This is a genomic window from Rhodoferax sp. UBA5149, assembly GCF_002413825.1.
Classification (GTDB): domain Bacteria; phylum Pseudomonadota; class Gammaproteobacteria; order Burkholderiales; family Burkholderiaceae_C; genus Rhodoferax.
On record NZ_DHXT01000224.1, the window covers coordinates 6483 to 10855 of the forward strand.

Annotated in this window: 6 protein-coding genes; 3 read left to right on the forward strand and 3 right to left on the reverse strand. The window is 61.9% G+C overall.

The genetic code is table 11. The annotated features are described in order from the left end of the window. Positions 1-1284 (forward strand): carboxylesterase family protein (locus B3V69_RS19855; RefSeq protein WP_296449284.1); only part of this gene is annotated, 1284 nt, incomplete at its 5' end. Between the two features lie 98 nt (positions 1285-1382). Here the strand turns inward: B3V69_RS19855 and B3V69_RS19860 are convergent. Beyond that, entirely contained in the window at positions 1383-2081 is a 699-nt protein-coding gene (locus B3V69_RS19860; RefSeq protein WP_296449286.1) for a DNA alkylation repair protein, read from the reverse strand. A 65-nt stretch (positions 2082-2146) separates the two neighbouring features. On the opposite strand from B3V69_RS19860, the gene B3V69_RS19865 reads away from it, so the two are divergent. Continuing rightward, positions 2147-2641 (forward strand): hypothetical protein, encoded by a 495-nt coding sequence (locus tag B3V69_RS19865; protein WP_296449289.1) that lies wholly within the window; start codon positions 2147-2149, stop codon positions 2639-2641. Between the two features lie 14 nt (positions 2642-2655). Here B3V69_RS19865 and B3V69_RS19870 read toward each other — a convergent pair whose 3' ends face one another. Together B3V69_RS19870 and B3V69_RS19875 are read right to left on the reverse strand one after the other, a co-directional pair. After that, on the reverse strand, positions 2656-2928 hold the full coding sequence (locus B3V69_RS19870; protein ID WP_296449291.1) for a DUF4389 domain-containing protein: 273 nt from the start codon (positions 2926-2928) through the stop codon (positions 2656-2658). 22 nt (positions 2929-2950) lie between these two features. After that, the gene (locus tag B3V69_RS19875) at positions 2951-3940 is read right to left on the reverse strand and encodes an LLM class flavin-dependent oxidoreductase (RefSeq protein WP_296449294.1); all 990 of its coding nucleotides are present in this window, start codon (positions 3938-3940) and stop codon (positions 2951-2953) included. 110 nt (positions 3941-4050) lie between these two features. On the opposite strand from B3V69_RS19875, the gene B3V69_RS19880 reads away from it, so the two are divergent. After that, the coding region (locus B3V69_RS19880; RefSeq protein ID WP_296449297.1) for a hypothetical protein at positions 4051-4373 on the forward strand (323 nt) is incomplete at its 3' end.

The window sequence follows — 4373 nt, forward strand, 5'->3', positions numbered from 1 at the left end:
ACAGCCGATCCGGTGTACGACGGTGCCGCGCTGGCCAGGACGGCCAACGCCATCGTGGTCACCGCCAACTACCGCGTCGGCCTGTTTGGCTGGCTCAATCTGCCGCAACTCAAAACCGGTACCAACGCCAACGACGACTCCGGTAACTTTGGCACGCTGGACACCATCAAGACGCTGCAGTTCATCAATAAAAACATCACGGCCTTTGGCGGCGACCCGGGCAACGTGACGGTCATGGGGCAGTCCGCTGGCGCCATCAATGTCTACGCGCTGTTGACTTCCCCGCTGGTCGTCAACGCCAGCCCCAAGTTGTTCCACAAGGCCATTCCGATCAGCGGCGGCATTTCCCTGGCCAGCAATCTGGCCCCGGGCAGCCTGCCCACGCTCAACACGGCCGCGGTCTATTTGGCGCAGGGCAATGCCTTGCTCAACAACTTGCTGATTGCCGACGGCTTGGCAGTCGACACCGCCTCGGCCCAAGCCTATGCCGCGACGCAGACCAGCGCGCAAATCGCGAGCTATATGCGGGCCAAGGATGGCAGCACCTTGTTGAACATTTTGCTGACCAAACTGGCCGCACTTGGCTTGGCCGGCTCCGGCCCGATCCCCGAGGGCACCGTGCTGCCGCCCGATCCGATTGCCGCCATCAACGCCGGCAATTATCTGAAGGTGCCGGTGCTGGCCAGCAACACGCGTGATGAAGCCAAGCTGTTCGCGTCCTTCCTGGCGCTGTCACCGGCCCTGGGCGGCGTGCCCGGCCTGATCGTGAGTGATGCCAGCCGCTTTGCCACCATGTTCACCTTCAACCCGGACGCAGTCACCGCCTTGACCGTTGGCGACTTCGTCAATCCGGCCTACCTGCCGGTCACGACGCCTGTCACCGGCTACAACGCCAGAACCGATTTGCTGAACTCCATCTTCTTCATTGCCAGCCGCGACAACGTGCTCAATGCATTGAAGTCGCAGCAGGGCAACGTCTGGTACTACCAGTTCAACTGGGACAAGGAGCCTGGCCCCTGGAACGACGTCTACGGCGCCGCCCACGCGTTTGATCTGCCCTTTGTGTTTGGCAATTTCGGCCCCTCCTTGTTTGGCAACGTGATCGGCGGCAACGCCAATAAGGCGGGTCGCCTGGCCTTGTCGAACGCGATGATGAAGAGCATCGCCGCTTTCGCCAAAAATGGTGACCCCAATGATGCGGCACTCGGTGTGACCTGGCCGGTATGGCCCAAGAAACTGGTGTTTGACGCCACTTTGACGGACAAGGCGATCTCAGTGCCCTGAGCGGGTTCCCGTGACAAAGAGGCGACTTGAGGGGGGCTTCGAGCCCCCGTATCCATTGACCACCACCGCACCCATGCCCGCCAGTGCCTACGCCTTGTTCAATCTGGGTGGCTGGCTTGTTGCCGCAGGCGTGTCTGCACCGCCTCACCCTCAAGTTCACGCAGCGCATCGGCGGCAATCCAGCGTGCCGACCGGGAGGCTTGCAACTGGATGCGCCGCGCGGCGGCGATGGCTGCGGCGTTGAGTGCCGGATTGCGTTTGCCGATGTTGCGCAGCGCCCAGTTCACCGCCTTTTTCACATAGTTGCGCTCGTCTCCGGCGGCGGCTTCGACCAGTGGCAGGGTCGCCACAAAGCGATCGTCATCGGAGCCCTTGTCATGCACCGCCAGTGTCGCCAGCAGGGCAAAGGCCGCACGGCGCACAAATTCGTCGCGGCGGGCGGCCCACACTGGCACCTTGCGCCAAGCCAGTGGGGAGGCCAAAAAGGCGCTGCCGCAGACCTGGTCGCAAACGTCCCAAGACCGAAAACTCTTGGCCCAGGCGTCCATCTGCCGCGACGTCAGTCGGGTGGGCTCGGCCACCATGCCGGCCACGATGCGGGCATCGGGTATGCCGGTGTCCCACAGCGCGAGCGCCAGTGCGTGGTCATGGCCCAAGGTCTTGGCGGCGCGCCGCATCGCCGGCATCGACAAGCCGAGGCGGTGTTCAGGGTTGATGCCAAATCGCGCCATGCCCGCGAGCTCGGCCGGGCGAGCGTTTTTTTTCAGTAAGGCGAGGGCAAGATTGATGTCGCTCATGGCGAAATCATGATGGAGAATGGACAATTGTCACGACGCATGATTTCAAGATGATGAACCCAGGAATGAAATACCTCAAGACCGACAAAGGCAGGGCAGAGATCGCGGGACGCAGCCACGCGCTGGATGCGGTGCAGCGCCGCCTCCTGATTTTGGTCGACGGCCAAAAAACGGTCAACGCTCTGGGGGCCTTCGCACGGGTTGGGGAATTGGACGCAGCGCTGGGTCACCTGCTGCAGCTGGGACTGATCGAATCGACGGACCATATCGCCCCCTTGCAGGAACCCGTAGCGCCTGGTTTCACCGCGGCCGCCGCGAGCGAAGAACCCCGTGCGGCAACCAACCCGGAAGAATTCAATAAGGTACGCCAACAGGCCTCGGACTTTGTGTCGGAGCGCCTGGGACCGGCCGGAGAGCCCATCTGTGTCGCGATTGACCGGTGTGACAGCCCGGCCGCGCTGCGCAAATTGCTGCGCGGCGTGGAGATTTTTATCGGCCAACGATTGAGCCCTGAAACCACGCAGACCTTTGCACGCCATTTTGGCTCGCTGCTGCTATAGAGGCGGGGCGGTCACTAATCGCTTGAGGGCCAGTCGGTAAACGGAAAAGGCGGCTCTTCAGTGGCAAAGCTGACGAAACTTGCAATCTGGCCCTGGTATCGCCCCAGACTGCGGCCAAACGCCATCAGGCGCGGGTTGGCTCCGCTACTGAGCAGCGCCAGTACAAACTGAATGACTGCGACAAAAAACAGCAGGGTACCGGCCAGCTGGTAAGCCAAAGCCGCCAGGATCATCAGCAAGCCCCGCATCCAGATGCTGCGCCTGACGATGACGGGGTATTCGCTCATGGTCGTTCCTTTCAAAAACCGATCACGGAGTTGTGGAAAACATGCCCGAGGTGATCTCGTAAGAGCGCAGCCGCTGCGAATGATCATAAATCTGCGAGGTGATCATCAGCTCATCGGCCCCGGTGCGTTCGATGAAAGCGTTCAAACTGGCGCGCACCGTGCCAGGCGCGCCAATGGCGGCGCATGACAGCACGGAGTCGAGCAAGGCGCGCTCGGCCGGGTCGACACGATTCGGATAGTCGGCGACGGGTGGCGGCAGGCGCGCGGGGCGCCCGCTGCGCAGGTTCACAAAGGCCTGCTGCATGGAGGTTGCCCGAAAAGCCGCCTCTTCGTCGCTGTCGGCGGCGAACACGTTAAAGCCCAGCATGACGTAGGGCTTGGCCAGCTGCGCCGAGGGGCGAAAGTTGGCCCGGTACAAGGCAATGGCCTGCATCATCTGCTGCGGTGCGAAATGCGAGGCAAAGGCATAGGGCAGACCCAGTGCGGCGGCCAGCTGCGCACCAAACAGGCTGGAGCCCAGAATCCAGATCGGCACGTTCAGGCCCTGGCCCGGCACCGCATGCACCGGGTTTTTCGAGCCTGCAGAAAAATAATCCATCAGCTCCACCACGTCGCGCGGGAACTCATCCGAGTCCGAGGCCAGGTTGCGGCGCAAGGCGCGTGCGGTGATCTGGTCCGAACCCGGTGCCCGGCCCAGCCCGAGGTCGATGCGGCCGGGGTACAGTGACTCCAGCGTGCCAAATTGCTCGGCAATAACCAGCGGCGAATGGTTGGGCAGCATGATGCCGCCAGCACCCACGCGAATGGTGGAGGTGCCGCCCGCCACATGCCCCATCAGCACCGCGGTCGCTGCGCTGGCGATGCCCGGCATGCCGTGATGCTCGGCCAGCCAGTAGCGCTGGTAGCCCCAACGTTCGGCGTGCTGGGCCAGGTCAAGGGTATTGCGAAAAGACTGCGCCGCGTCGCTGCCTTGCACGATGGGGGAGAGGTCGAGAACTGAAAATGGAATCATTGGATTTAGATGGGTTCATTCATGAGAATCACAAGTACCGATCGCACAGCACGGTCCGCTGCGTGATTCGGGTTGACAATGCATCATTAAAACCCATCCGTCCTACAACCGTGGCGACAAGCAAACGCATTCCGCGAAGCCATCATTACCACGTCTACGTGGTCGAATTGTCCGACAAGGTGTGGAATGTGGCTCGCTTTCGCAACGCCAATCCGGATTACCAGTTGGGCAAGCCCTTTGTCTATGTCGGCATGACGGGACTTGACCCGGATGTGCGCTTTGACAAGCACAAGGCAGGCATCCAGAGCAACGTATTTGCTCGCAAGTGGGGCCTGCGTCTGCTACCCGTGCTGTACGCCATGTACAACCCGATGCCCTATGAAGGCGCACGCGACATGGAGGTGGAACTGGGGATTGCGCTGCGCGAGGCGGG

What these genes read in the sequence shown, in the direction of transcription:
- B3V69_RS19860 (WP_296449286.1), bottom strand. Translation starts at nt 2,081, where the DNA reads ATGAGCGACATCAATCTTGCCCTCGCCTTACTGAAAAAAAACGCTCGC.
- B3V69_RS19865 (WP_296449289.1), top strand. Translation starts at nt 2,147, where the DNA reads ATGAAATACCTCAAGACCGACAAAGGCAGGGCAGAGATCGCGGGACGC.
- B3V69_RS19870 (WP_296449291.1), bottom strand. Translation starts at nt 2,928, where the DNA reads ATGAGCGAATACCCCGTCATCGTCAGGCGCAGCATCTGGATGCGGGGC.
- B3V69_RS19875 (WP_296449294.1), bottom strand. Translation starts at nt 3,940, where the DNA reads ATGATTCCATTTTCAGTTCTCGACCTCTCCCCCATCGTGCAAGGCAGC.